Below are 24,602 nucleotides of genomic sequence, written 5' to 3'. Positions count from 1 at the left end.
GCCCGTCCCCGCCGCGGTGCCTCCTTCCCCGCGTCCCCCGGAGTGCCGCCATGCCCGCTTCCGCCGCCCTGCCCGCCCACGCACGCCCAGGGAGTCCGGGCCTCCTGGGCAAGCTGCCCGTCGTGCTGCTGATGGCCGGGAGCTGCCTGCCGATCCTCGGCGCCGTGCTGATCGCGCCCGTCCTGCCGCGCATCGAGGACCACTTCGCGCACGTCGCCGGCAGCGCCGCCCTGGTCCCGCTCGTCCTGACCGTCCCGGCCCTCTCCCTGGCCGTGCTCGCGCCGTTCGCGGGGGTGCTCGTCGACCGGCTCGGCCGCAAGCGGCTGCTGGTCGCCGCCACCGCGCTGTACGCCGTGTTCGGCACCGCGCCGCTGTGGCTGGACTCGCTGCACGCCATCCTGGTCAGCCGCGTCCTGGTGGGGATCGTCGAAGCGGCCATCATGACCTGCTGCACGACACTGATCGGTGACTACTACGAAGGCCGGGTGCGCGACCGCTACCTCGCGCTCCAGACGATGTGCGCGTCGGCGTCCGCCACCGTCTTCTTCGCCGTCGGCGGCGCCTTGGGCTCGGCCGGCTGGCGGGCGCCCTTCTGGCTGTACGCGGTCGGCCTGCTGCTCGCCCCGGTGATGGCCCGGGCGCTGCCCGCCCCGGCCCCCGCCGCGGCCGTGGAGCCGAAACCGGCGGAGGAGCGGCGCCCCTTCCCCGTCCGGCGCATGGCGGGCATCTGCCTGCTGACCGTCTTCGGTGCCGCCGTCTTCTACACCGTGCCCGTGGAGATGTCCTTCCTCATGGACGACCTGGGCGTGCAATCCACCGCAATGGTGGGCGCGGTCACCGCGCTCGCCAGTGCGGCGACCGTCCTCGGGTCGGTCATCTTCACCAAGCTCGGCGACCACACGCGCCGCCGGCTTCCGGCCCTGTTCCTGCTGTGCGCGGTGGGCTTCCTGCTGATGGGGGCGACCGACCACCTCGCGCTGCTCATCATCGGCGCCGTCGTCAACTGCGTGGGCACCGGGCTGCTGCTGCCGTCGCTGCTGACGCTGGCGCTGTCCCGGCTCGACTTCGCCGATCGCGGCCGGGGGACCGGACTGTGGACGGCGGCCTTCTTCCTCGGCGAGTTCCTCTGCCCGCTCGCGCTCCTCGCCGCCCAGGGCGTCCTGGGCACCCTGGCCTCGGCGGTCCTGCTGCTCGGCCTGCTGACCCTGCTGATGTCGGCCGCGCTGATGCTGCTGACCCCGCGCACACCGAAGTCACCTCCGCAGCATGCCGGCGTACAGGCCTGACCGGGCCGGCTCACCGGGTGGTCGTCCGCATGGTGGACCTGCGGACGACCAGTTCCGGTTGCAGGACGACATGGGCGTGTTCGTGACCGGAGCCCTCCGCCGTGTCCTGCAGCAGCAGGCGGCCGGCCTCGCGGCCCAGCGCGACGGCCGGCCGCCGCACGGAGGTGAGCGGGACGACCGCGGACGCGGCGAACTCGATGTCGTCGTAGCCCATCACCGCGATGTCGTCCGGCACCCTCAGGCCCGCTTCGTAGAGCGCCTGCAGCACCCCGAGGGCGAGCAGGTCGTTGGCGCAGAACACGGCGGTGGGCCGCTGCGCGAGCCCGAGGATGCGGTGACCGGCGTCCTTCCCGGCGCTGACGGTGAGCGCCGGGCAGGGGAGGTCCCGCAGGACCGTGGCGGGAAGACCGGCCAGGCTGACGGCGATGGCCGCGCCCCGGCGCCGGTCGCGTACCTGCTGGAGACGGTCGGGTCCGCTGACGTAGCCGATCGAGCGGTGTCCTTGCCGGAGCAGGTGGTGCACGGCGGCCCGGCCGCCCGCCACGTCGTCGATGCCGACCGAACACGCGCCCGGCTGGGGGGCGTTCTGGTCCGCGACGACGAAGGGCACGTCGTTGCGGCGGAAGGCGGCGACGGTGCGACCGGCGCCGTCGCCCGCGGCCAGGACGGCGCCGCGGATCTGGTGCGAGGTGATCAGCGACAGATGGCGTGCCTCGTCGGCGGGTCCCCGGCCGGCGGTGCCCACCATGATGCCGAGGTCCGCCTCGCCCGCGGCCTGTTCCACACCGGCGGCCAGCGCGGTGAAGAAGGGATTGGCCAGGTCCAGCACCAGCACCGCCACCAGCCGGGACGTGAACCCGCGCAGCTGACGGGCGCCTTCGGAGCGTACGTAGCCGAGGGCGTCGATGACGTCCAGGACGCGTCGCCGGGTCGGCTCGGCGACGATCTCGGGGCGGTTGAGGACGTTGGAGACCGTGCCGAGGGAGACGTCGGCCTGCCGCGCCACGTCCTTGATGCCCACTCTGCGCCGCGCCCCGTCCCCGCGGGCGGCCGAGGTGCGGTGGTGGCTCGCGCGCCGGGCCGCGGGAACGGCGGGCATTCCCCGCTCCACGGTCTACCGGCCTTGTGCCTCGGCCGTGCTGGCCCGCACGACGAGGCGTGGCGTCATGGTGGTGCGGATGGCCCGGTCGCGTTTGCCCTCGACCCGTTCGATGAGCATCCGCGCGGCTGCCGAGCCCATCGTGTGCCCTGCCTGGTCGACGCTGGTCAACTGCACCGGCGCCAGGGCGGCGAGGGCGGTGTTGTTGTAGCCGACGAGGGAGAGGTCGCCGGGGATGCGCAGGCCGAGTTCGTGGGCCGCGCGGTAGATGCCCAGGGCCGCGACGTCGGCGCCGGTCATGATGGCCGTGGGGGCGCGTTCCGCGGTGAGCAGGGTGAGGCCGGCCTTGAAACCGCCGTCGTCGGAGTAGGCGGCGTGGTGCACCTGGGCGTGGTCCGCGAGGCCGTGCCGCTCCATCGCCTCCAGGTATCCGGCGGCGAGCACGATCTCCGGGGTGCGCTTCCACTGGCCGGCCTTGGCGCCCGGGGCCGAGACCAGGGCGATGTCCCGGTGGCCGAGGGCGACCAGGTGGTCCACCACCAGGCCGGCGCCCACGTCGTCGGCATCGACGACGGAATCGTGACCGGCGTCGGCGTCGTGATGGCCGATCACGACCGTGGGCGTGGACGCGGCGGTGGCGAGGACCTCCGGCCGGGGGGTGCCGGGCGCGATGAGGATCAGCCCGTCCATCTGGCGGTCCACCATGGACCGGATGGTGCGGGCCTGGTCCTGCGGGTCGAACCCGGCCGCCCCGATCAGCACCGTGTAGTCGGTGCTGCTGAGTTCGTCGCGGATGCCGTCCAGGATGTCGGCGAAGAAGGCGTTGCGGACGTTGTCCAGCAGCACCCCGATCGTGTACGTCCGGCCGCGCATGCCGCGTGCGGCGGCGTGCGGGCGGTACCCGAGTGCGGAGATGGACGCCTGCACCTTCTCGTGCATCGCGGGGCTCACGCCGTAGGCGTTGTTGAGCACCTTGGACACCGCCGCGGTGGAGACTCCCGCGTGCCGGGCGACATCGGTGATGGTCACCCGCTTGTTCTGCCTGGGTCCCGCAGCCCCGTCCATCGTCAGCACTCCGGATCTCGTAGTCGTTGGTGTAACGGTTTACAGGATGTCATAGGTGTGACGTCAAGTCTCCTGCCGACGAATCCGGTGTTACAGCTCCGTGTCTTGACGAAGTCGGACGGCGAGTGCAGGGTGTTGCCCACTCGCTTCGGAGAACGTTTTACGAACTCTCGCACGGCGCGGCTCTCAGTTGCCCCCGGCGCCGTTCCTCCGTTCCTCGCCTGACGTCTCGCTTCCCTCTCCAACCCACTGGGAGTCACCCGTGTCGATTCGCATGTCCTCCGCTCGGCGTACGCGGCTGAGCCTGCTCACGGCCGGCGCCGCGTCGATGGCGCTGCTGGCCACCGCCTGCGGCGGCGAGGGTGGTACCGCGTCCGCGCCGAGCAACTTCAGCTACCTCAGCGTCACCGAGAACACCACGGTCAAGTCGGCCCTGACGACCATGTCCGAGGGAGCGTGCAAGGCGGCGAACGACGCGCTGCCCCTGAAGGTGGAGACCGTTCCGCAGAGCAGCCTGGACCAGCGGCTGCAACTGCTGGCCGGGCAGAACGCCCTGCCGGTCCAGTTCGCCGCGGGCAACGCCCCCGCGCTCACCCAGAAGCTCGCCAAGTCGGGGCACGTGGCGGACCTGGAGGCCGAGCTGAAGAAGCTGGGCGTCCTCGACCAGCTGGAGCCGGCCGCCGTCTCCACGATCAAGGCGCTGTACGGCGGAAAGCTCCAGGTGCTGCCGTACGAGTACAACATCGAGGGGATCTTCTACAACAAGGAGCTCTTCGACCAGCACGGCCTGAAGGTGCCCGGCACCTGGGAGGAACTGACCGCCGCCGCCGCGAAGCTGGAGGCCGAGGGCGTCCAGCCGTTCTCCGCCTCCGGTCAGCAGGGCTGGCCCCTGACCCGGCTGATCAGCGGCTACCTCTACCGCAGCCTCGGCCCGGACGCCCTGCAGAAGGTGGCCGACGGCACCGCGAAGCTGACCGACCCCGAGTACGTCGAGGCCGCCGAGGAGATCGCCGAGCTGGGCAAGAAGGGGTACTTCGGCAAGGGCGTCGGCTCCATCGACTACGACACCGCGATGAACCAGTTCCTGACCGGCGAGGCCGCCATGTTCTACATGGGCAGCTGGGCGCTGGCGAACATCGCCGACGACCAGCAGAACGAGGTCGGTGCCGAGAACGTCGGCTTCATGCCCTTCCCCGCCGTCGCCGGAGGCAAGGGCTCGGTCGACCAGTATCCCTCCAACGTCGGCCTCGGCATCGCCCTGGGCGCCAAGTCCTTCGACAAGAAGACCGGCGACTGGGTCACCTGCATCACCGAGAACTACGGCAGCACCGCGCTGAAGGACCACGGCGCCATCTCCGGCTTCAAGGTGAACACCCCGGTGAAGGACGCCAACGAGGTCACCACCCAGGTCCGCGACACGATCAGCGCCTCCCAGCAGAACGTGCTGTGGTTCGAGGCCCTGTTCAGCACCAAGGCCACCACGGTCAGCCAGACCAACGCCGCCGGCCTCATCGGCGGCGGCATGAGCGCGGAGCAGTTCATGCAGACCGTCCAGGACGCTCTCGCCGCCCAGTGATCCGGCCGGGGCGGCGCGCACCCGGCCGCGCCGCCCCGTTTCCCGACCCGGCACATCCCCCGCACCGCCATCGAAGTGGATACCACCCATGCACCGCGTACTCGGTGACCGCAGGGCCATCGCGATCCTGCTCGGTCCCGCACTCGTCGTCTACTCACTGATCATGCTGGTCCCCATGGTGTGGTCGCTGGGCTACTCCTTCACCAAGGGCAACTCCATCGACGGCTTCACCGGCAACGGCGTCGCCAACTTCTCCCGCCTCTTCTCGGACCCGGCCGTCCACGACGCCCTGTGGTTCACCCTCAAGTACGCCGCCGTCGTCACCGTCGGCCAGGTCGTCGCCGGCTACCTGCTGGCGCTGCTGTACGTCTTCTTCCTCAAGCGGGCCTCGGCGCTCATCCGCACCCTGGTGTTCTTCCCGGTGGTGCTGCCCACGGTCGCGGTCGGCCTGCTCTTCCAGAAGTTCTTCCAGGTCGCCCCGCAGACCGGACCGGTCAACTCGCTGCTCAACGCGGTCGGTGTCGACTCGATCGACTTCTTCGGCAGCGCGGGACACGCCTTCTGGGTGCTGATCGTCATGGACATCTGGCGCTCGATGGGCTTCTACGCCGTGCTCCTCTTCGCCGGCCTGGTCGACATCCCCGACGAGATCCTGGAATCGGCCCGCCTCGACGGAGCGTCGGGGCTGCGGCTGATCCGGCACATCGTGCTGCCCCTGTCCCTGCCCGTGCTGATGTCGTCGCTGATCTTCAGCATCAACGGCACGCTCAAGGTCTTCGACTCCGTCGTGGCGCTGACCAACGGCGGGCCGGGCACCGGCACCACCCCGCTGACCCTGTACATGTTCCAGACGTCGTTCACCTACAGCGACTACGGCTACGGCAGCACGATCGCCCTGCTGCTGACCGTGGTGTGCCTGCTGGTGAGCCTGGTCGTCTACCGCGTCTCGCGGCGCGACCTCACGGAGGGCTGAACCCATGGCCGTCGAAACACCGCTGAAGACCTCCGCCCGCCGGGCCGGCCGCGGACCGTCCGCCACCACCGGACGCCCCCGCAGGCGCCCGCGGGTGAGCAAGGCGTGGGTGAAGGGCGTCGTCGCACTGCTGCTGGTCGTCGAGATCTACCCGCTCGTGTGGATGTTCCTCACCTCGCTGAAGTCCAACAGCGACTACCTGAACAACTCCACCTGGAGCCTGCCGACCACCTGGGAGTGGGCCAACTACTCCGAGGCCTGGACCACCGGCAACATCGGCCTGTACGTCCGCAACAGCCTGCTCGCCGTCGGCCCGGCGCTCGCGCTGATCCTGCTGCTGGGCACGGCCGCCGGCTTCGCCCTCCAGATCATGGTGTGGAAGGGCCGCAGCCTGACTCTGGTGATCTTCCTCGCGGGCATGATGGTGCCGCCGCAGATGATTTTGCTGCCCCTGTTCACCGTGTACTTCCAGACCGGCCTGTCCGGCACCCTGTGGCCGCTGATCCTCACCTACACCGGCACCGGTCTGCCGCTCACCGTCTTCATGATGGCCACGTACTACCGGGCCGTCCCGCGGGAGATGTTCGAGGCCGCCACCCTCGACGGCGCGGGAATCCTGCGCTCCTTCTGGACCATCAGCGTCCCCATGGTCCGCAACGCCCTGCTGACGGTCGGGCTGGTCGAGTTCTTCTTCATCTGGAACGACCTGCTGATCGCCCTCACCTTCACCAACAACCAGGATCTGCGCACCGTCCAGGTCGGCCTGCTCAACTTCACCGGCGACTTCGGCGCCACCCAGTACGGCCCGCTGTTCGCCGCGATCTGCATCAACGTCTTCGGCACCCTCCTGATCTACCTCTTCCTCAACCAGAAGGTCATGAAGGGCCTCACCTCCGGAGCGCTCAAGGGCTGACGCCCGGCCCCCTTCAGCTCCCGCGCACGTGACGAAAGGTTCCTCTTGCTGTCCCCTCAGCCCTCGCCGGTGTCCTTCGAACACCTCCCGGACGGCCTCGGCATCGGTACCGCCACCCCACGGCTGACCTGGACCCTGCCCCCCGGCTCCGGCAGCCAGCAGGCGTACGACGTCAGGCTCCTCCGCGCCGGCCGTGCCCACGGCAGCGGCCGGGTCGACGGCCCCGACCAGGTCCTGGTGCCCTGGCCCGGCGCACCGCTGGCCTCCCGGGAGCGCGTGACCGTACAGGTCCGGGTCTGGACGGCCAAAGCCGCACAGCCCTCCGCGTGGAGCGAGCCCAGCGTGGTCGAGGCCGGGCTGCTCGACCCGGCGGACTGGCGGGCGGTTCCCGTCGGCGCCGGATGGGCCGAGGACCCGGACGCCGAACGCCGCCCCGCCCGGGTGCGCAAGGACTTCCACCTGGAACGCCCGGTGGCCCGGGCCCGGTTGTACGTCAGCGCGCACGGCCTGTACGAGGTGGAGATCAACGGCCGCCGGGTCGGCGAGGAGATCCTCGCCCCCGGCTGGACGGTCTACCCGCACCGGCTGCGCTACCGCACCCATGACGTCACCGAGCACCTGGCCGCGGGCGCCAACACCATCGGCGCCTGGCTCGGCGACGGCTGGTACCGCGGCAAGTACGGCTTCGACGGCGGCACCCGCAACATCTACGGCACCGACCAGGCCCTCATCGCCCAGCTCGAAGTGACCTACGACGACGGCACCACCGCGGTCATCGCCACCGACGGGACCTGGACCGCGGCCCCGGGGCCCATCATGCGCAGCGGCCTGTACGAGGGCGAGGTCTTCGACGCACGCCTGGACGACCCAGGTTGGGCGACCCCTGCCGCGGCCGACCACGCGGAGTGGAGCCCGGTACGGCCCGGAAGCCGTGACCCGCGCACCCTCGTCGCCCCGCAAGGGCCTCCCGTGCGCTGCACCCAGGAGATCGCCCCCACCGGCATCACCCGCACCGCCGACGGCCGTCATCTGCTCGACTTCGGCCAGAACCTGGTGGGCCGCCTCCGCGTCACGGTCGACGGCCCGGCCGGTACGACCCTGCTGCTCCGGCACGCCGAAGTGCTGCAGGACGGCGAGCTGGCCACCCGCCCCCTGCGCGAGGCGTACGCCACCGACACCCTGATCCTCTCCGGACGCGGTCCGTACACCTGGGAGCCGCGCTTCACGCTGCACGGCTTCCGCTACGCCGAAATCACCGGCTGGCCGGGGGAGTTGACCGAGGACGCGGTGACCGCCCGGGTGTACCACACCGACATGCGCCGCACCGGCTGGTTCGAGTGCAGCGACCCGCTGATCAACCGGCTCCACGAGAACGTCGTCTGGAGCATGGGCGGCAACTTCGTCGACATCCCCACCGACTGCCCGCAGCGCGACGAACGCCTCGGCTGGACCGGCGACCTCCAGGTGTTCGCCCCCACCGCCGGGTTCCTCTACGACTGCGCCGGCATGCTCGAATCCTGGCTCACCGATGTCGCCCTGGAGCAGCTGCCCGACGGCACCGTCCCCTGGTACGTCCCGGTCATCCCCGGCGAGCCGATGTGGACGCCGATCCAGCCCGGCGCCGCCTGGGGCGATGTCGCCACCCTGACGCCCTGGACCCTGTACCGGCGCTTCGGTGACCTGCGGATCCTGCGCCGCACCTACCCGATGGCCCAGGGCTGGGTGGACCTCGTCGCACGGCTGGCCGGCCCCAGCCGCCTGTGGGACACCGGCTTCCAGCTGGGCGACTGGCTCGACCCCGCCGCTCCACCCGACGACCCGGCGGCCGGCTGCACCGACCGCTACCTGGTGGCCACGGCCTACTTCGCGCACTCGGCCCGTCATCTCGCCCTGTCCGCTGCCGAGTTGGGCGCTGAACGCGACGCCGAGAAGTACGCGGCACTGGCCGACGAGGTCACGGCCGCCTTCCGCGGGCGGTACGTGCTGCCCGGCGGCCGGATGGCCAGCGACAGTCCGACGGCCTACGCGCTGGGCATCGCCTTCGGACTGCTCGCCGAGGAGCAGCGCGAGGCGGCCGGTGACCGGCTCGCCGAGCTGGTCCTCGCCGACGGGGCCCGCATCGCGACCGGATTCGTCGGCACCCCGCTGATCTGCGACGCGCTCACCGACACCGGACACCTGGAGGTGGCCTACCGCCTGCTGACCCAGACCGAGTGTCCCTCCTGGCTGTATCCGATCACCCAAGGAGCCACCACCATCTGGGAGCGCTGGGACAGCCTCCGCCCGGACGGCACCCTGAACCCGGGCGGCATGACCTCCTTCAACCACTACGCCCTCGGCGCTGTCGCCGACTGGCTGCACCGCGTGGTCGGAGGCATCGCCGAGTCCGCGCCGGGCTACCGCCGTATCGTCTTCCACCCCCGCCCCGGCGGCGGCATCACCTGGGCCCGCACCCGCCACGAGACGCCCTACGGGACGGCTCGGATGTCGTGGGAGACGACGTCCGGCGGCCGGATACGAGCCCATGTCGTCGTACCGGACGGCTGCACCGGCGTCGTACGACTCGCCGCATGCCCTCCCCAGGAGGTGGGTCCGGGAGAACATGAATTCGACTCCTGGGAGCTGGAGAAGAAGTCCGCCTGACGTATTGATTTCTCTCGTGGATGGCCATCATCGATACGGTTGATGGCGCGGCTGAAGTCCGTCCGTTTTCATTTGAAATTTCATCTCCCCATTTCAATGAGACGGGCGGATTGCCTGGTCAGAAGCATTTTTCTCGCGCGGTTGCCACAAGGGTTGACCGCTCTGGGTGTGGCCCTTAGTTTTGCCGCTCAATAAGTGGAAGGCGCAACGGAAAGCGATTCCCCTCCCCGCGGGAATGCGTGGGAATGCATGGGAACTGCGCTCCTCTCTGAGCTGGGGCCGGCCGCCACCTGACCCAGCGGCCGGCCCCTTTCCCATGCGTCCGTTGCGCACCGCCCCCATTTCCCCGGAGAGCCGCTGTGAAAAGAAGAACGTTTCTGTCCGCCGCCACCCTCACCGCCCTGAGCGCGAGCATGGCTCCCGTGCTGACCGGAGCGGCAGCCGCCGCGACCTCCCGGGACCGCGCCGCCGCGATGCTCGCCCGGATGACGGCCGCCGAGAAGGAGGCGCTCGTCAGGTGCGACTTCGCGGCCCTGTCCCATCTGGGCATACCGGCCCTGACGATGGTGGACGCCTCCGCCGGCCTGCGCGGCGAGCAGGGCGTCACCGCCTTCCCGGTGCCGATCGCCCAGGCGGCCACGTTCGATGCCTCCTTGATGGGCCGGGTCGGCAGCGCCATCGGAGCCGAGGGCCGGGCCAAGGGGTACAACAACCTCCTCGGTCCCACCATCGACCTCGTAAGGACCTGGCACACCGGCCGGCTGGCCGAGGGCATGGGCGAGGACCCCCTGCTCGCCGGTGAACTGGGCGCTGCCCTCACCGTCGGCATGCAGAGCCGCAACGTCGTCGCCACGGTCAAGCACTTCGCCGCCTACACGCAGGAGACCAACCGCTTCTTCACCGACACCGCGGTCTCCGGCCGCGCCCTGCACGAGATCTACGAAGCGCCGTTCCGCCGCGTGGTCACCGCCGCCCCGACCACGTCCGTCATGATGGCCTACCCGAAGATCAACGGCACCTTCGCGACGCAGAACGCCGCCCTCTTCGACGACTTGAAGAAACAGATCGGCCTCCAGGGCTACACCGTGCCGGACTTCTGGGCGGGTGACGACCAAGTCGCCGCCGCCCGGGCGGGCATGGACCTCGCCGGGCTCGGCCCCGCCGGCGTCAGGATTCCCGCCGGGTCCCTCACCGGCGGCGCGATCCCGGGCACCCGGCTGGACGACGCGGCCCGCCGCATCCTGGTCTCGATGTACGCGAACGGCCTCTTCGACCACCCGGTGCCCCCCGCCTCGGCCGACGTCAGCACCCAGGCACACCAGGCCCTCGCCCACGAGACCGCCGTCGCCTCCCTCGTCCTGCTGGCCAACCGCTCCGCCGCGCTGCCCCTGCCGGCCACCCTGAAGTCCCTGGCCGTCATCGGACCCGCGGGGACGGACGCCTTCACCGGGGTGGCCGGCTCCAGCCACGTCGACCCGGGCACCTGGACGACGCCCCTGGACGCCCTCCGCACCCGGGCCGGCAGCGGGGTCAAGGTCACGCACGCCCAAGGCACCAAGGGAGACCTGCCCTTGACCACCGTGCCGTCCTCCGTGCTGCGCACCGGCACCGGAGCGCCCGGCCTGACCGGCACCTACTGGGCGGGCGCCGAAGCCTCCGGCACGCCCCTCACCTCCCGCACCGACGCCACCGTCGACTTCACCTCCAACCCGGTGGACGGGCTGCCCGCCATCTGGTCGGCGAAGTGGACCGGCACGCTCGTCCCCACCACCACGGGTCTGCACCGCTTCTCCCTGCTGCCCGCCGGAACCGCCACCCTCAAGATCAACGGCGCCACGGTCGTCACCGGCACCCGGCACAGCCGCCGCTTCTTCCTCGGCCCCTACGACTACCCCCTCCAGGGAACCGCCCGGCTGACCGCGGGCAAGGCCGTCACCGTCGAGCTGACCTACACCAACGCCACCACCGACCCCGGCACCTGCGGCCTCACCCTGGGCTGGCAGCCGGGCTCCCTGATCCCCGCGGCCGTCGAGGCGGCCCGCGCCGCCGACGCCGCCGTCGTCTTCGTCAACCGGGTCGCCGGCGAGGACATGGACCACCACGGGCTCGGCCTGCCCGGCGACCAGGACCACCTCATCAGCGCCGTGGCCGCGGTGAACCCGCGCACCATCGTCGTCCTGAACACCGACGGCCCCGTGGCCATGCCCTGGCTCGGCGACGTCGAGGCCGTGCTCCAAGCCTGGTACGGGGGCCGGGCCATGGGCACGGCGCTGGCGGCGGTCCTCTTCGGCGACAGCGACCCCTCGGGCCGCCTGCCCGTCACCTTCCCCGTCGATGCCACCCAGGGCCCCGGCACCACACCGGCGACGTACCCCGGCACCAACGGAACCGTCTCCCACGACGAGGGCATCCTCGTCGGCTACCGCTACTACGACAGCAAGGGCCAGCAGCCCCGTTTCCCCTTCGGCCACGGCCTGTCGTACGCCTCCTTCGCCCACGGCTCCCTCCAAGCCACGTACGACACCACCACCAGGAGCGTGACGCTTCAGGTCACCGTCACCAACACCGGCTCACGCCGGGGCACGGACGTCGTGCAGATCTACGCGACCCTGCCGGGCGCCGCGGCCGCCGAGCCGCGCCGGCTCGTCGCCTTCCGCAAGGTCACCCTCGGCCCCGCGGCCGGCAAGCGGCTCACGCTCACGATCCCCGCCCAGGACCTGACGGTGTGGAACGCCGGTACCTGGAAGCTCGTGCCCGGCACCTACACCTTCGCCACGGCACGCAGTTCACGGGACCTGACCGCACAGCGAGCCGTTCCCATCGGCTGACAGCCGCCCCTGACGGCGCGCCACGCCTGCCGACTCCCCGGCACGGCATGGCGCGCCCCACCTCCACGTCCCTCTACCGCACGGAGCCCTCTCGTGCCCTCCAGACCGAGACGCATCCCTCTCGCCGCGCGGCTCGCCACGGCCATGGCGCTGCTGACGGGCTGCTCCGCCGTCGGCGGGATCGGCGGCGACACCGCGGACACCGAGCTGTCCGTCATGGCCAACACCACCGACAAGACGTCCATGCAGGCCGTCGTCGAGGCCTTCCACCGAGCACATCCCGGCATACGGGTCACCGTCCGCTACGCCGATACGAACACCCTGCAGAAGGAGCTCCCGCGACGGCTGCGCACGGGCGACGCGCCGGACGTCTTCACCGTCTGGCCGGGCAACGGCAATCCCGCATCGGTCGTCGCCCTGGAACGGGAGGACTTCCCCCGTACCTACAGCGGCCTGCTGGAGCTGTGCGACACCGCCCGCCGCCACGGCAAGGTCCTGTTCGCGCTGGGCAACGCGACCCCCTGGGTGACCCAGCTCGTCGACTACGCCCTCGTCGCCACCACGGTGTACGCCGACGATCCCGACTTCGACGCGCAGATGGAGTACGGCCGAAGGACGTTCGCCCGCTCCGGCTGGCGCCAGGCCATGGCGAAGTACCTGGAGATGCGGGAGCACGGCTGCTTCAGCTCCGACCCCCTCCACACCACCTACGAGGAAGCCGTCGAGCAAGTGGCCGACGGACGAGCGGTGGGCGTGGTCCAGGTGGCCGGTACCCTCCCCGATCTGCGTGCCGCCGCACCGGGCACGCACTTCCGGATGACGGCGCTGCCCGCCACCGACGACCCCGAGGCGACCCGCATGCCCGGCGCGGTCTCCGCCGCCTACGGACTCGACGCGGACACCCCGCACCGCCGGGCAGCCCTGGCCTTCATCGACTTCCTGGGCTCCGAACGGGGGCAGAACCTGTACAACAAGTCCGGCGCCACACTGCCGGCGCTCCCCAACGACTCCTCCTCCGTCGACCCGGCCGTGGCGGAGGTGGCACGGCGCCAGAAGGAGGGGACGACGGTACCTTTCATGGACCAGCGGTGGCCCAACTCAGAGGTGCAGCAGGCCCACTTCGCCCAGGTGCGCGCCCTCTTCGAGGGCACCACAGACATCGACCGGGCCCTGGCCGCGATGGACTCCGCCTACCGGTAGGGACGCGCGGACGGCCATTCCCCGCGGCCAGGGGATCATCGGAGCGGCAGACCATGCACACACCACGCCAGGAGTCGGTGCTCTCCCGAGCGGCGCGCATCCTCGAGGCGTTCAGCCAGGACGAACCGGCCCTGACGGTCTCCGAGATCGCACGCCGGACGGGACTGCACGTGGCCACGGCGTCCCGGCTGGTGGCCGAGCTCGTCGCCCATGGCTTCCTGAGCCGGGACGCCGATCGCAAGGTACGGATCGGTGTCCGGCTCTGGGAACTGGTGACCCGCGCCTCACCGACGCTGTCGCTGCGCGATCACGCCATGCCGTTCATGGAGGGCGTGCACGACGTCGTGGGCCACCATGTGCAGCTCGGTGTGCTCGAAGGGGACGAGGTGCTGTTCCTCGAACGTCTCACGGCCCCCCACGCGGTGGTCAACTACACCCGGATCGCCGGTCGTCTGCCCCTGCACGCCTCGTCCAGCGGGCTGGTCCTCCTGGCCCACGGCCCGGCCGACCTCCAGCAGCGGATCTGCGACGGCCCGCTGACCGCCTACACCCCGGCCACCCCCGCCACCTCCGCGGGACTGCGGGCGACGCTGGCCGAGATCCGCCGCCAGGGCTACGCCTCCTGCCCCGGGTTCGTCCACGCCGACGCCCTCGGCGTCGCCGCCCCCGTGCGGGGTGCGGACGGCACGGTGGTGGCGGCGCTGTCGGTCATCGTGCCCCAGGACGCTCGGGCGCAGACGGTCGTCCCCGTCGTACGCACCGCCGCCCGAGGCATCTCCCGCGCGCTGTCCGGCAGCGCGGCGTCTCCCCGAAGCCGGTCTCTCACTGACTGAGGATGCCGACCTGCGGCGTACGCAGCAGCAAGCAGCAAGGCACCTCGCCGCACCGGTCACGGCCCCCTCTCTCCACGCCCAGGGCCGCGCGACACACCGGGGGCGTCATTCCTTCGGGTGGCTCTGTTGCTCCGGACGCGGAGAATGTGCTGGTAGCTGACACGATGGGTGTTCTGGCGAAGGCCGGCCGTGATCAGGGGGCGCCGGCACCACAGGAGGTAGCTCGTTGTCCCGTCCTCAGCTTCCCGTTCAGTACGTCGGTGCCCATTCGCAAACTCCGGAACACAGACCCGACACATCTGCCGAGATCCTTCCGGTGACGGCGGGGCAGCGCGAGGTGTGGCTCGCCGAGCAGCATTCCCCGCACCTGGGCTCGGCCCTGCGCCTGGGTGAGTACCTGGACATCCGCGGGCCCGTCGACCCGGATCTGTTCGAGACGGCCCTGCGCCAAGTCGTCGCGGAGACCGACGCGTTACGGGTGCGCCTGGTGCCCGGTGCGGACGGACCCGTCCAGATCCTGGAGCGCGAACTGCCCTGGCCGCTCGCCTTCGTCGACGTGAGCGACGAGCCCGCGCCGGAGACGGCCGCCCGAGCCTGGATCTCCGAGGACATGGCCCGGCCCATGGACCTGGCCGCCGGCCCCCTGTTCAGCTACGCGCTGTTCCGGCTCGGACCGGACCGGTTCTGGTGGTACCACACCTACCACCACGCCGCCGTGGACGCCTATGGCTACGCCTTGGTGGCCCGCCGGGTCGCCGAGGTGTACACCGCCCTGGTCCAGGGCCACGAGCCCGGCCCGTGCCCCTTCGGCCCGCTGTCCGCACTGGTTCGGGCCGACCGGGACTACCACGCGTCCCGGGAGCACGCCGCGGACCGGGAGTACTGGACAGGGGAGTTGTCCGGATGGACGCGCCCGCACGCACCGCCCGCGGCCGGCACCGATGCCCAAGGGCCCGTTCCGCGCACGGAGTTGCTGCCCCTCCTGCGCCCCGAGGCCCTCAAGGAGGCGGCCACCCGTGCGGGCGTCTCCCGCTTCCGTTTCGTGTTCGCCGCTGTCGCCCTCCACACGCACCGGCTGACCGGCGCCCGGGACATCGTGCTCGGGCTGACCGTCGCGGGCCGGGTGGGTGAGGCCGCCCGCGAGACACCGGGCATGCTGGCCAACAGCGTCCCCGTACGTCTGACGGTCCGGCCCGACATGCCGTTGCGGGAACTGCTGGCCCAAGTCGACCGGCAGATGCGGGCAGCGGTGAAGCACCAGCGCTACCGCACCGAGGACCTGCACCGCGACATCCACCTGTCCCGCGGCCCCGGCAGCGTGTTCTCACCGGTCGTCAACCTCATCGGCTTCGACTACAACGTCACCTTCGCCGGGCACCGTTGTGTCGCGCACAACCTCTCGTTCCCGCTGGGCGCCGACCTGCTGATCATGGTGTGGGACCGTCGGGACGGATCCGGGCCGCACATGCGGCTGCACGCCGCACCCGGCGCGCACGCCCAGGCGGACCTGCTCGACACCCAGCAGCGTCTGCTGCGCCTCCTCGCGGACATGTCCGACCTGGACCCCGACCAGCCGATCGGCTCGCTCGACGTCCTGACGCAGGACGAACGGCAGCACCTCCTCGACCTGGGCGATGCCACCGCGGCGGGCAGTCCGGCCGTGCCGTTCCCGACCCTGTTCGAGGACCAGGTGCGCCGCGCCCCGGACGCGGCGGCCCTGCTGGCCGACGGGACGTCTCTGACGTACGCGGAGCTGAACGCGCGCGCCAACAGGTTCGCGCACGCACTCGTCGCCAGGGGCATCGGGCCCGAGGACGTGGTCGCCCTCGCGCTGCCCCGGTCGGCCGAACTGGTCGTGGCGCACCTCGGCGTGCTCAAGGCCGGGGCCGCCTTCATGCCGGTCGATCCGGCGTACCCGGCGGCGCGCAAGCAGTACATGCTGGCCGACGCCCGCCCGGCCCTGGTGATCGAGGACCGGGCGCTCGTGGCCGAACTGTCGCAGGGGCAGCCGGAGACCGATGTGTGCCGGGCCGTGGATCCACGGCATCCGGCGTACGTGATCTACACCTCCGGTTCCACCGGGAAACCCAAGGGCGTGGTGGTGACGCACACCGGTATCGCCTCAGTGGCGAGATTCCAGGGAGAAGGCGCAGCGATGACCTCCGGCAGCAGGGTGCTGCAATTCGCCTCGCCCAGCTTCGACGCCTCCGTACTGGAGACGTATGGCGCCCTGCTGAACGGGGCCGCGCTGGTGGTCGCCCCCGCGGCCGACCCCGTCTCCGCCCTCCTCGACGGCACCTCCCTCACGCATGCGGTCGTACCGCCCTCGGTGCTGGCGGCGCTGCCCGAGACGCAGGTGCGTGTCCCGACCGTGCAGGCGGCCGGTGAGGCGTGTCCGCCGGGGTTGGTGGCGCGCTGGGCGCCGGGCCGGTGCATGCTGAACGCCTACGGGCCGACCGAAGCCACGGTCATGGCGACCCTGAGCACGCCACTGGTGCCCTCGGCCGCGGCGCCGCCGATCGGCCACCCGACCTCCGGCAGCCGCCTCTACGTGCTCAGCGGCACCCTGCACCCGGTGCCGGTGGGTGCCGCGGGGGAGCTGTACATCGCCGGGCTGTCCCTGGCGCGCGGCTATCTGCACCGGCCGGCGCTGACGGCCGCCCGCTTCGTGGCCGACCCGTACGGACCCCCGGGCAGCCGGATGTACCGGACGGGCGACGTGGTGCGGTGGCGGTCCGACGGGCAGCTGGAGTACATCGGGCGCGCCGATCAGCAGGTCAAGGTGCGCGGGTTCCGCATCGAACCGGGGGAGGTCGAGGCCGCGCTGACGGCCTGCCCCGGGGTGCGGCAGGCCGCCGTGCTGGCCCGGTCCGGCCGGCAGCACAGTGATGTCAGGCTCGTCGCCTACGTCGTAGGGGAGGAGGACGCCACCCGGCCGGGGCTGCTGCGGGAGCGCCTGCGGCAGAGCCTGCCCGAGCACATGGTGCCCTCGGTGTTCGTGCGGCTGGACGAGCTGCCGCGCACGCCGAACGACAAGCTTGACCGCGACGCCCTGCCCGCCCCGGACGAAGACCAGCTGGAGGTGCCGCCTTCGCGTGCGCCCCGCAGCCCGCGCGAACAACTGCTGTGCGAACTGTTCGCCGAGGCCCTGGGCCGGTCCCTGGTCGGCCCGGACACCCACTTCTTCGAAGCGGGCGGGCATTCCCTGCTGGCGATCCGCCTGGTCTCCCGCGTCCGCGCCGTCCTCGGCGTGGATCTCACCCTCAGCACGCTGTTCGACGCACCCACGCCCGCCCTGCTGGCGTCGAGGCTCGACCTCGCGGACTCGGCCCGTCCGCCCTTGACCGTCCAGGAACGATCCGACCGCACTCCGCTGTCGTTCGCGCAGCGGCGCCTGTGGTACCTGCACCAGGTCGAAGGACCCGGCGCCACCTACAACATCCCCCTGGTGCAACGGCTGTCCGGCCCCCTCGACCGGGCCGCACTGGAGCGGGCCCTCGGTGACGTGGTGGGCCGCCACGAAAGCCTGCGCACGGTCTACGGCGACATCGACGGCGAGCCCTTCCAGCGGATCCTCGACGCCGACGCCGTGCGTACCGCGCTGCCGGTGACGGATGTGGACGACGAGGAGGCGCTGCACGCCCGGCTGCTCGACGCCGTCCGCTACCCCTTCGACGTGGCGACCGAACCGCCCCTGCGCGCCGAGCTGTTCGCGCTGGGCCCCGCCGAGCACGTCCTCGTGATCGCGATTCACCACATCGCCGCCGACGGCTGGTCCCTGGCGCCCCTCGCCCGTGACCTGGCCACCGCCTACACCGCCCGCAGCCAGGGCCGCAGCCCCGACTGGGCGCCGCTGCCCGCCCGGTACACCGACTACGCCCTGTGGCAGCGCCGGCTCCTGAGCGAGCCCGACGCAGTGCTCGACCGCCAACTCGACCACTGGCGCGAGACCTTGGCGGGCCTGCCCGAAGAACTCGGCCTCCCCTACGACCGGCCCCGCCCGGCCGTCGCGTCCCACAGTGGTGCCCGGGTCCGCCTGACGATCGATCCGGAGCTGCACACGGCACTGACCGAGCTGGCCCGCCGGTCCGGCGCGAGCCTGTTCATGGTGCTGCACGCCGGGCTGGCCGCGCTGCTCACGAAGCTGGGCGCGGGCACCGACGTGCCCGTCGGCAGCGTGATCGCCGGGCGCAACGACCAGGCCCTGGACGACCTGGTGGGCTTCTTCGTCAACACCCTGGTGCTGCGCACCGACACGTCCGGAGATCCCGCGTTCACCGGGCTGCTGGAGCGTGTCCGCCGGAGCGCGCTGGCCGCCTACGCGCACCAGGACGCGCCCTTCGAGCAGGTCGTCGAGGCGCTCGCCCCGCCCCGGTCGCCCGCCCGCCATCCGCTGTTCCAGGTCGCGCTCTCCCTCGACGCCGACGAGGGCGCGGCGCTCCGGCTTCCGGGCGTGGAGGTCTCCCCGATCGCGGTCCCGACCGAGACCGCCAAGTTCGACCTGGACATCGGCGTCTACGAGAAGCGCTCCGCGCAGGGCGCGTGCCTCGGCCTGCACGCGACCCTCGACTACGCGACCGACCTGTTCGACCACGGCACGGTCGAGGACCTGGCCGCGCGCTGGGTACGGCTGCTGGAGGAGGTCGTACGCGACCCCGACCGGCCGCTCAGCCGCCTCGACGTCCTGTCCGCCGACGAACGCCGTCACCTGCTGGTCGACACCGGCCGGCCCGCGGCGGCCACGGGCACGCTCCCGGAGCTCTTCCACGCGCGCGTGCGTGCCGCGCCCGACGCGGTCGCCGTGGTGGCGGGCGGCGTCACATCGACGTACGGAGAGCTGAACGCCCGGGCGAACCGGCTCGCCCACGCGCTGGCCGCGCGAGGGGTGGGTCCCGAGGACGTGGTCGCGGTCGCCCTGCCGCGTTCGCACGACCTCGTCGTGGCCCTGCTCGCCGTGCTCAAGGCGGGGGCCGCCTACCTGCCGCTCGACCCGGAGTACCCGCGGCCACGTCTTGCCGCCATGGTCGACGACGCCAGGCCGGTGCTGCTGCTGACCCACACGGCCACCGCCGTCGGACCGGGGACGCCCACCCTTCTGCTGGACACCCCGGAGACCGAGCAGGCGCTCCAAGAGCTGCCCGACTGCGACCCGATGACAAGGTTGTCGCCCGACCATCCCGCCTACGTGATCTACACCTCGGGGTCCACCGGGGCGCCCAAGGGGGTCGTCGCCCGCCACGCGAGCGTGGCCAACATCGCCGCGCAGTACCGGGAACGGGTCTTCGGTCCGGCGGCCGAGCGCCTCGGGGGCCGGCCGCTGCGGGTCGCGCTGACCGCCTCCGTGTCGTTCGACGCCTCGTGGGGCCAGCTCGCGGCCCTGACGGCCGGTCATGAACTGCACGTTCCCGACAGCGGCACCTGGGCGGACGCGGACCGGTTCGCGGCCTGGGCCGTCCGGCACCGCATCGACACCGTCGACGCGACCCCCTCGTACCTGCGCATCCTGTACGACCGCGGGTTGTTCACCGACGAGCGGTGGCGGCCGGGCCTGGCCGTGGTCGGCGGTGAGGAGCTGCCGGAGCGGCTGTGGAGCGAACTGCGGGCGGTGGACGGGCTGGTGGCCCACAACATGTACGGACCGACCGAGTGCACCGTGGACGCGCTCCAGGTGCGCCTCGACGCGGCCACGAGTCCCGTCCTCGGGCAGCCGGTCCCAGGAGGCCGTGCCTACGTCCTGGACGCCGCGTTGCGGCCGGTGCCGCTCGGGGTGACCGGCGAGCTGTACGTCGCGGGCGCCGGACTGGCACGCGGCTATCTGCGCCGCCCGGGTGCGACGGCCCACCGGTTCGTGGCCGATCCGTACGGCCCGCCCGGGAGCCGGATGTACCGCACCGGCGACCTCGTACGGCGGCGCGGTGACGGCCTCCTCGTCTTCGCCGGCCGGGCGGACGAGCAGGTCAAGGTCCGCGGCCACCGCGTCGAACCCGGCGACGTCGAAGCCGTCCTCGCCACCCACCCCCACGTCGCCCACGCCGTCGTGACCGCCCGCGCCGACCACCGGGGAGACACCCGCCTGGCCGCCTACGCGGTGCCCGTCGGCGGGGTCGGGATCGACCCCGACGAGCTGCGGGCCTTCCTCCGGGAGCGCGTGCCCGCCCACATGGTGCCGTCGGCGTTCACCACCCTGGACGCTCTGCCCCTGACCCCGAACGAGAAGCTCGACCGCCGCGCCCTGCCCGCACCGGACTTCGCCGCGGGCGCCGGCGGCGGCCGGGCCCCCGACACCCCCGAGGAACGGACCCTGTGCGACCTGTTCGCCGAGGTGCTGGACCTGCCCGCGGTCGGCGTCGACGACGACTTCTTCGCCCTGGGCGGCCACTCCCTGCTCGCCACCCGTCTGGCCAGCCGGATCGGCGACGCCCTGGCCGTGCCCTTCGGTCTGTCGGCCCTCCTGGAGGCACCGACCCCGGCGGGACTGGCCCGGCACCTGCGGACCGGCGGCGCGCCCACCCCCTCGTACGTCCCGGACACGGAGGCGAGACTCAGCCCCGCCCTGCGCTTCGCCTCCGACCCCCGGCGCGGCGGTGACCCACGGGAGATCCTGCTCACCGGAGCCACCGGCTTCGTCGGCGCCTTCCTCCTGGCCGAACTCCTGGACAGGACAACGGCCCAGGTGCACTGCCTGGTCCGCGCACGGACCGACGCCGAGGCACGCGAACGGCTGGCCGAGGCGTTGCGGACGTACGGCATCACCGCGACGGTGGACGATCCACGCCTGCACATCGTGCGCGGAGACCTCACCGCCGTGGACCTCGGCGTGGGCTCGGCGCACTGGGCGCGGCTGCGGGAGACGGTCGACACCATCGTCCACAGCGGCGCCCGCGTCCATCACCTGTCCCCCTACGCCCGGTTGAAGCCGGCCAACGTGGACGGCACCCGAACCCTGCTGCACCTGGCGGGCGAGGGCCGCCCCAAGGCGTTCCACCATCTGTCGACGCTCGGGGTGTTCCGGTCCGGCCCGGAGGCACCCCGGCCGGTCACGGAGGACTCGGCGATCGACCGCGCACGGCACCCCTACGGCAGGGGATACGCGGCGAGCAAGTGGGTCGCCGACCGATTGGTGGAGCGTGCCTTCGCACGGGGAGCGAGCGGCGGCATCCATCGCCTCGGCCGCGTCTGGGCCCACTCCGCGTCCGGCGCCATCAGCCCGGACGACATGTTCTCCCGCCTGCTCACCAGTTGTGCGGCGCTGGGCTGCCATCCGGTGGACCCGGGCCTCGAGGAGAGCCTGCTCCCCGTCGACATCCTCGCCGCCGCCGTAGTAGGACTGCTCCTCGACCCCGACGGGACCGATCACGTGCACCACCTCCACCACCCGCGCCGGACCGGCCCCGGCGTCTTCATGGCCGGCTACGACCGGCTGCACGGGACGCACACCGAACCACTCCCGCTCACCGACTGGCTGCACCGCCTGCGCCGCGCGACCGAACAGGGACGGGACCTGCCGATCGCGCCCTACCAGGCGTACTTGGAGGAGTACGCCGGCACGGCACAGGACGCCCGGCAGCCGGGCCTGGAGTTCGCCAACGAGCGCACCGTGCGCCGACTGCGGCGACTGGGCGTGGAGATCCCGGAGATCGACGAGGCCGCGGTCTCCCGCTACTGGAAGTTCGTGGACGAGCGATGACCTTGCTGGAAAGTGCCCCGGCCCAGCGGCCGATGACACGGCTGTCTCCCACCCGGGCGAAGATGCGGCCCCGCTCGATCGTGCCCGGACGCCAACGCTGGGAGGTCGACCTCCTCAAGGGCAGACCCGCCGCGGCGCGGCTGACCGAGGCGACGCTCCTGGAGACACCGGGCATCGAGGAGGCGCACGCCAGCCCGGTCACCGGCCGGGTGCTGCTGCGGCACGACCGTACGGTCAGCCCGCGCGAGGCCGCCGGGCTGCTGCGGCAGGCCGTGTCACGCACCCTGACGGCCCTCCTGACGACGGTGGTACGACCCCGCGCGGCCGGGACCGCGGCGCCTCGCCGGGACCCGACGCCCCGAACGGACAAAGCAGGCAAGGGACGTTGGCTGCCGCGGATCGTCGCGGCCGGCGGCGCCGTGGCGGCGGCCGTCGTCGGCGGCCCGCTCCTGCTGAAGGTGCTCAGCAAACCCCTGCTCATGCTCGGGCTGACCACCGCGGCCACGGTGGGGATCGTCCGCAGAGCCTGGCGCGGATCCGACCGCAACGGCGACGAAGCCGCGGCGCACCGCCATCCCCTGCGCCGCATCATCGGCCCCCACAAACGAAAGTTCGCGCTGGCGGCGGTGCTGTCCGGTCTCTCGCAGCTGGCGGAGATGGCACTGTTCGCCCTCAGCCCGTCGATCGTGCTGCTGGTCGCCAAGGGCGGCAGCTCGACCCTGGCCGGTTACGGAGTGGCCGGTGTCACCAGCCAGTTGGGGCTCCTCGTCGGTGCCGCCGGCGCCGCCTGTCTCGCCATGGCGGCCTTCGGCTACGGCGCCAGCGTCGCCTGGCGGCAGCTCGCGCAGACCATCGAGGACGACTGGCGCACCCGCACCTACGAGCACGTCCAGCGGGTGGCGCCCTCCGAGCTGGAGAAGGAGCGCGTCAGCCGGGTCAACAGCGTCCTGTCCGAGGACATCAGCCAGATCAGCACCTTCGTCGCCTCCAACATGAACGACGTCGTGCAGATGGTCGCCAGCCTCGCACTGGTCGTACCCGCGTTCTTGCTGCTCGCCCCGCAGATCGCCTGGATCGCGTTCGTCCCCATCCCGGTCGTCGCCTGGCTCTCCTTCCGCTTCCACGAACGCGCCGTCGCCCACCACACCGCCTCCGACGAACGCCGGGCCCGGCTGAACGGCCGCATCACCGAGAACCTCCACGCCCACACCACCATCAAGTCCGCCGTCACCGAAGAGCACGAGATCGCCCGGATCACCGAGTTCAACCGCGAGTGCAGCGAGGCCAACCGCGCCAGCGGACGCAGCTCCGCCATCCCACCCCAGATCCTGCGCCTGGCCGGCGGCTCCGCGCTGGTGGGCACGGTCCTGCTGGGCGGTACGGCCGTACTGCGCGGGACCCTGTCCACCGCCGCCTTCGGCCCGCTCATCGAGATGCCGGGGATCGCCATGCTGAAGCTGTCCCGGCTGGGCAGCACCACCGACCAGTACCAGCGCACCGTCACCGCCCTGGACCGTGTGGAGCGCCTGCACCGGCTCCCGCTCGAACCCGTCGCGCAGGGGCGCCCGTTGCCCCGCCAGCAGGTGAAGGGCGAGATCGAACTGCGGAACGTGACCTTCGCCTACCCCGGCCGCGCCCCGGCCCTGAACGACACGTCCCTGCTCATCCCACCCGGCCGGACCACGGGCATCGTCGGTACCAGCGGCGCCGGGAAGACCACCGTCGCCAAGCTCCTCATGCGGTTCCACCATCCTGACCGGGGCCGGGTCCTGCTCGACGGCGCCGACGTGCGCACCCTCGCCCTGCCCGACCTGCGCCGCGCGATCGGCTACGTCACCCAGGAACCCTTCCTGTTCGACGCGACGATCGCCGAGAACATCCGCTACGGCGCCTTCGACACCACCGACGAGCAACTCCTCCACGCCGCCCGCACAGCCGGCGCCGACACCTTCGTCGACAGCCTGCCCGACGGCTACGACACCCGGGTCGGGGAGCGGGGCGCGGCGCTGTCCGGGGGGCAGAAACAGCGCATCGCACTGGCCCGCACGATCCTGCGCGACCCCCCGGTCATCATCCTCGACGAGGCCACCTCCGCCGTCGACAACGAGACGGAGGCCATCATCCAGCGGGCCCTGCAGGTGTTCGGCTCGGACCGCACGATGGTCGTCATCGCGCACCGGCTGTCCACCGTCCAGAGCGCCGACCAGATCTACGTCATGGGACCAGGGGGACTCGTGACCGAACAGGGCACGCACGAGGAGCTGGTGACCCGCGGAGGCACCTACACCACCCTGTGGCAGCTCCAGGCCGGCACCCCGACCGTCGCCTGACGGATGACCTGCTCAGCTGTTCGTCATTCGTTCGGGTGGCAACACCTGCCGGGCCTCCTGGAACCGCCGTTGACCTGACACGAAAGATGCAAGCGACTGCGAGGTCAGGACGTTGTGATGGGTTCGAAGCGGACGGTCATTCCGAGGCTGTTCGCTTCCTTGATCATGC

At 71.8% G+C, this 24,602-nt stretch carries 12 protein-coding genes; 10 read left to right on the top strand and 2 right to left on the bottom strand.

Going from position 1 to position 24,602, the window contains the following annotated elements:
* Nucleotides 1–50 precede the first annotated feature (50 nt).
* Complete coding sequence (locus ACWD1Z_RS12135; RefSeq protein ID WP_451117883.1) at nucleotides 51–1,286, top strand: MFS transporter; 1,236 nt, start codon at nucleotides 51–53, stop codon at nucleotides 1,284–1,286.
* 10 nt (nucleotides 1,287–1,296) lie between these two features.
* Here ACWD1Z_RS12135 and ACWD1Z_RS12130 read toward each other — a convergent pair whose 3' ends face one another.
* Together ACWD1Z_RS12130 and ACWD1Z_RS12125 are read right to left on the bottom strand one after the other, a co-directional pair.
* Nucleotides 1,297–2,385: a LacI family DNA-binding transcriptional regulator gene (locus ACWD1Z_RS12130; protein ID WP_451117881.1), complete on the bottom strand. Its 1,089-nt coding sequence runs from the start codon at nucleotides 2,383–2,385 to the stop codon at nucleotides 1,297–1,299.
* Nucleotides 2,386–2,400: 15 nt separating this feature from the next.
* Nucleotides 2,401–3,414 carry a LacI family DNA-binding transcriptional regulator gene (locus tag ACWD1Z_RS12125; RefSeq protein WP_451117879.1) on the bottom strand — a complete coding sequence of 338 codons (1,014 nt, stop codon included), beginning with the start codon at nucleotides 3,412–3,414 and terminating at the stop codon, nucleotides 2,401–2,403.
* A gap of 298 nt (nucleotides 3,415–3,712) precedes the next feature.
* Between ACWD1Z_RS12125 and ACWD1Z_RS12120 the strand changes: the two genes are divergently transcribed.
* The 9 genes from ACWD1Z_RS12120 to ACWD1Z_RS12080 all read left to right on the top strand — a co-directional run bounded on the left by ACWD1Z_RS12120 (nucleotide 3,713) and on the right by ACWD1Z_RS12080 (nucleotide 24,433).
* The gene (locus tag ACWD1Z_RS12120; RefSeq protein WP_451117878.1) at nucleotides 3,713–5,026 is read left to right on the top strand and encodes an ABC transporter substrate-binding protein; all 1,314 of its coding nucleotides are present in this window, start codon (nucleotides 3,713–3,715) and stop codon (nucleotides 5,024–5,026) included.
* A gap of 88 nt (nucleotides 5,027–5,114) precedes the next feature.
* The gene (locus ACWD1Z_RS12115) at nucleotides 5,115–5,999 is read left to right on the top strand and encodes a carbohydrate ABC transporter permease (RefSeq protein ID WP_451117876.1); all 885 of its coding nucleotides are present in this window, start codon (nucleotides 5,115–5,117) and stop codon (nucleotides 5,997–5,999) included.
* A 4-nt stretch (nucleotides 6,000–6,003) separates the two neighbouring features.
* Nucleotides 6,004–6,912 carry a carbohydrate ABC transporter permease gene (locus ACWD1Z_RS12110; protein WP_451117874.1) on the top strand — a complete coding sequence of 303 codons (909 nt, stop codon included), beginning with the start codon at nucleotides 6,004–6,006 and terminating at the stop codon, nucleotides 6,910–6,912.
* 69 nt (nucleotides 6,913–6,981) lie between these two features.
* Nucleotides 6,982–9,555, top strand: a complete 2,574-nt coding sequence (locus tag ACWD1Z_RS12105) for a family 78 glycoside hydrolase catalytic domain (protein ID WP_451117873.1) — start codon at nucleotides 6,982–6,984, stop codon at nucleotides 9,553–9,555.
* 359 nt (nucleotides 9,556–9,914) lie between these two features.
* A complete protein-coding gene (locus ACWD1Z_RS12100) occupies nucleotides 9,915–12,383 on the top strand; it encodes a glycoside hydrolase family 3 protein (RefSeq protein WP_451117871.1) in 2,469 nt (822 codons plus the stop codon).
* A 93-nt stretch (nucleotides 12,384–12,476) separates the two neighbouring features.
* Nucleotides 12,477–13,583 carry an ABC transporter substrate-binding protein gene (locus ACWD1Z_RS12095; RefSeq protein WP_451117869.1) on the top strand — a complete coding sequence of 369 codons (1,107 nt, stop codon included), beginning with the start codon at nucleotides 12,477–12,479 and terminating at the stop codon, nucleotides 13,581–13,583.
* A 53-nt stretch (nucleotides 13,584–13,636) separates the two neighbouring features.
* Entirely contained in the window at nucleotides 13,637–14,416 is a 780-nt protein-coding gene (locus tag ACWD1Z_RS12090) for an IclR family transcriptional regulator (RefSeq protein ID WP_451117868.1), read from the top strand.
* Between the two features lie 316 nt (nucleotides 14,417–14,732).
* Complete coding sequence (locus ACWD1Z_RS12085; RefSeq protein WP_451117866.1) at nucleotides 14,733–22,103, top strand: amino acid adenylation domain-containing protein; 7,371 nt, start codon at nucleotides 14,733–14,735, stop codon at nucleotides 22,101–22,103.
* Nucleotides 22,100–24,433 carry an ATP-binding cassette domain-containing protein gene (locus ACWD1Z_RS12080; protein ID WP_451117864.1) on the top strand — a complete coding sequence of 778 codons (2,334 nt, stop codon included), beginning with the start codon at nucleotides 22,100–22,102 and terminating at the stop codon, nucleotides 24,431–24,433. Before ACWD1Z_RS12085 ends, ACWD1Z_RS12080 begins: the two co-directional genes overlap by 4 nt.
* Nucleotides 24,434–24,602 lie beyond the last annotated feature (169 nt).

It is taken from the genome of Streptomyces sp. NPDC002784, from assembly GCF_053592135.1.
Note: the sequence above shows the minus strand (reverse complement) of the source record. Positions and strands in the feature narration are given on the sequence as shown.

Coding starts and splice junctions, on each gene's coding strand:
- ACWD1Z_RS12130 (WP_451117881.1), bottom strand. CDS start 2,385: ATGCCCGCCGTTCCCGCGGCCCGGCGCGCGAGCCACCACCGCACCTCG.
- ACWD1Z_RS12115 (WP_451117876.1), top strand. CDS start 5,115: ATGCACCGCGTACTCGGTGACCGCAGGGCCATCGCGATCCTGCTCGGT.
- ACWD1Z_RS12110 (WP_451117874.1), top strand. CDS start 6,004: ATGGCCGTCGAAACACCGCTGAAGACCTCCGCCCGCCGGGCCGGCCGC.
- ACWD1Z_RS12080 (WP_451117864.1), top strand. CDS start 22,100: ATGACCTTGCTGGAAAGTGCCCCGGCCCAGCGGCCGATGACACGGCTG.
- ACWD1Z_RS12090 (WP_451117868.1), top strand. CDS start 13,637: ATGCACACACCACGCCAGGAGTCGGTGCTCTCCCGAGCGGCGCGCATC.
- ACWD1Z_RS12135 (WP_451117883.1), top strand. CDS start 51: ATGCCCGCTTCCGCCGCCCTGCCCGCCCACGCACGCCCAGGGAGTCCG.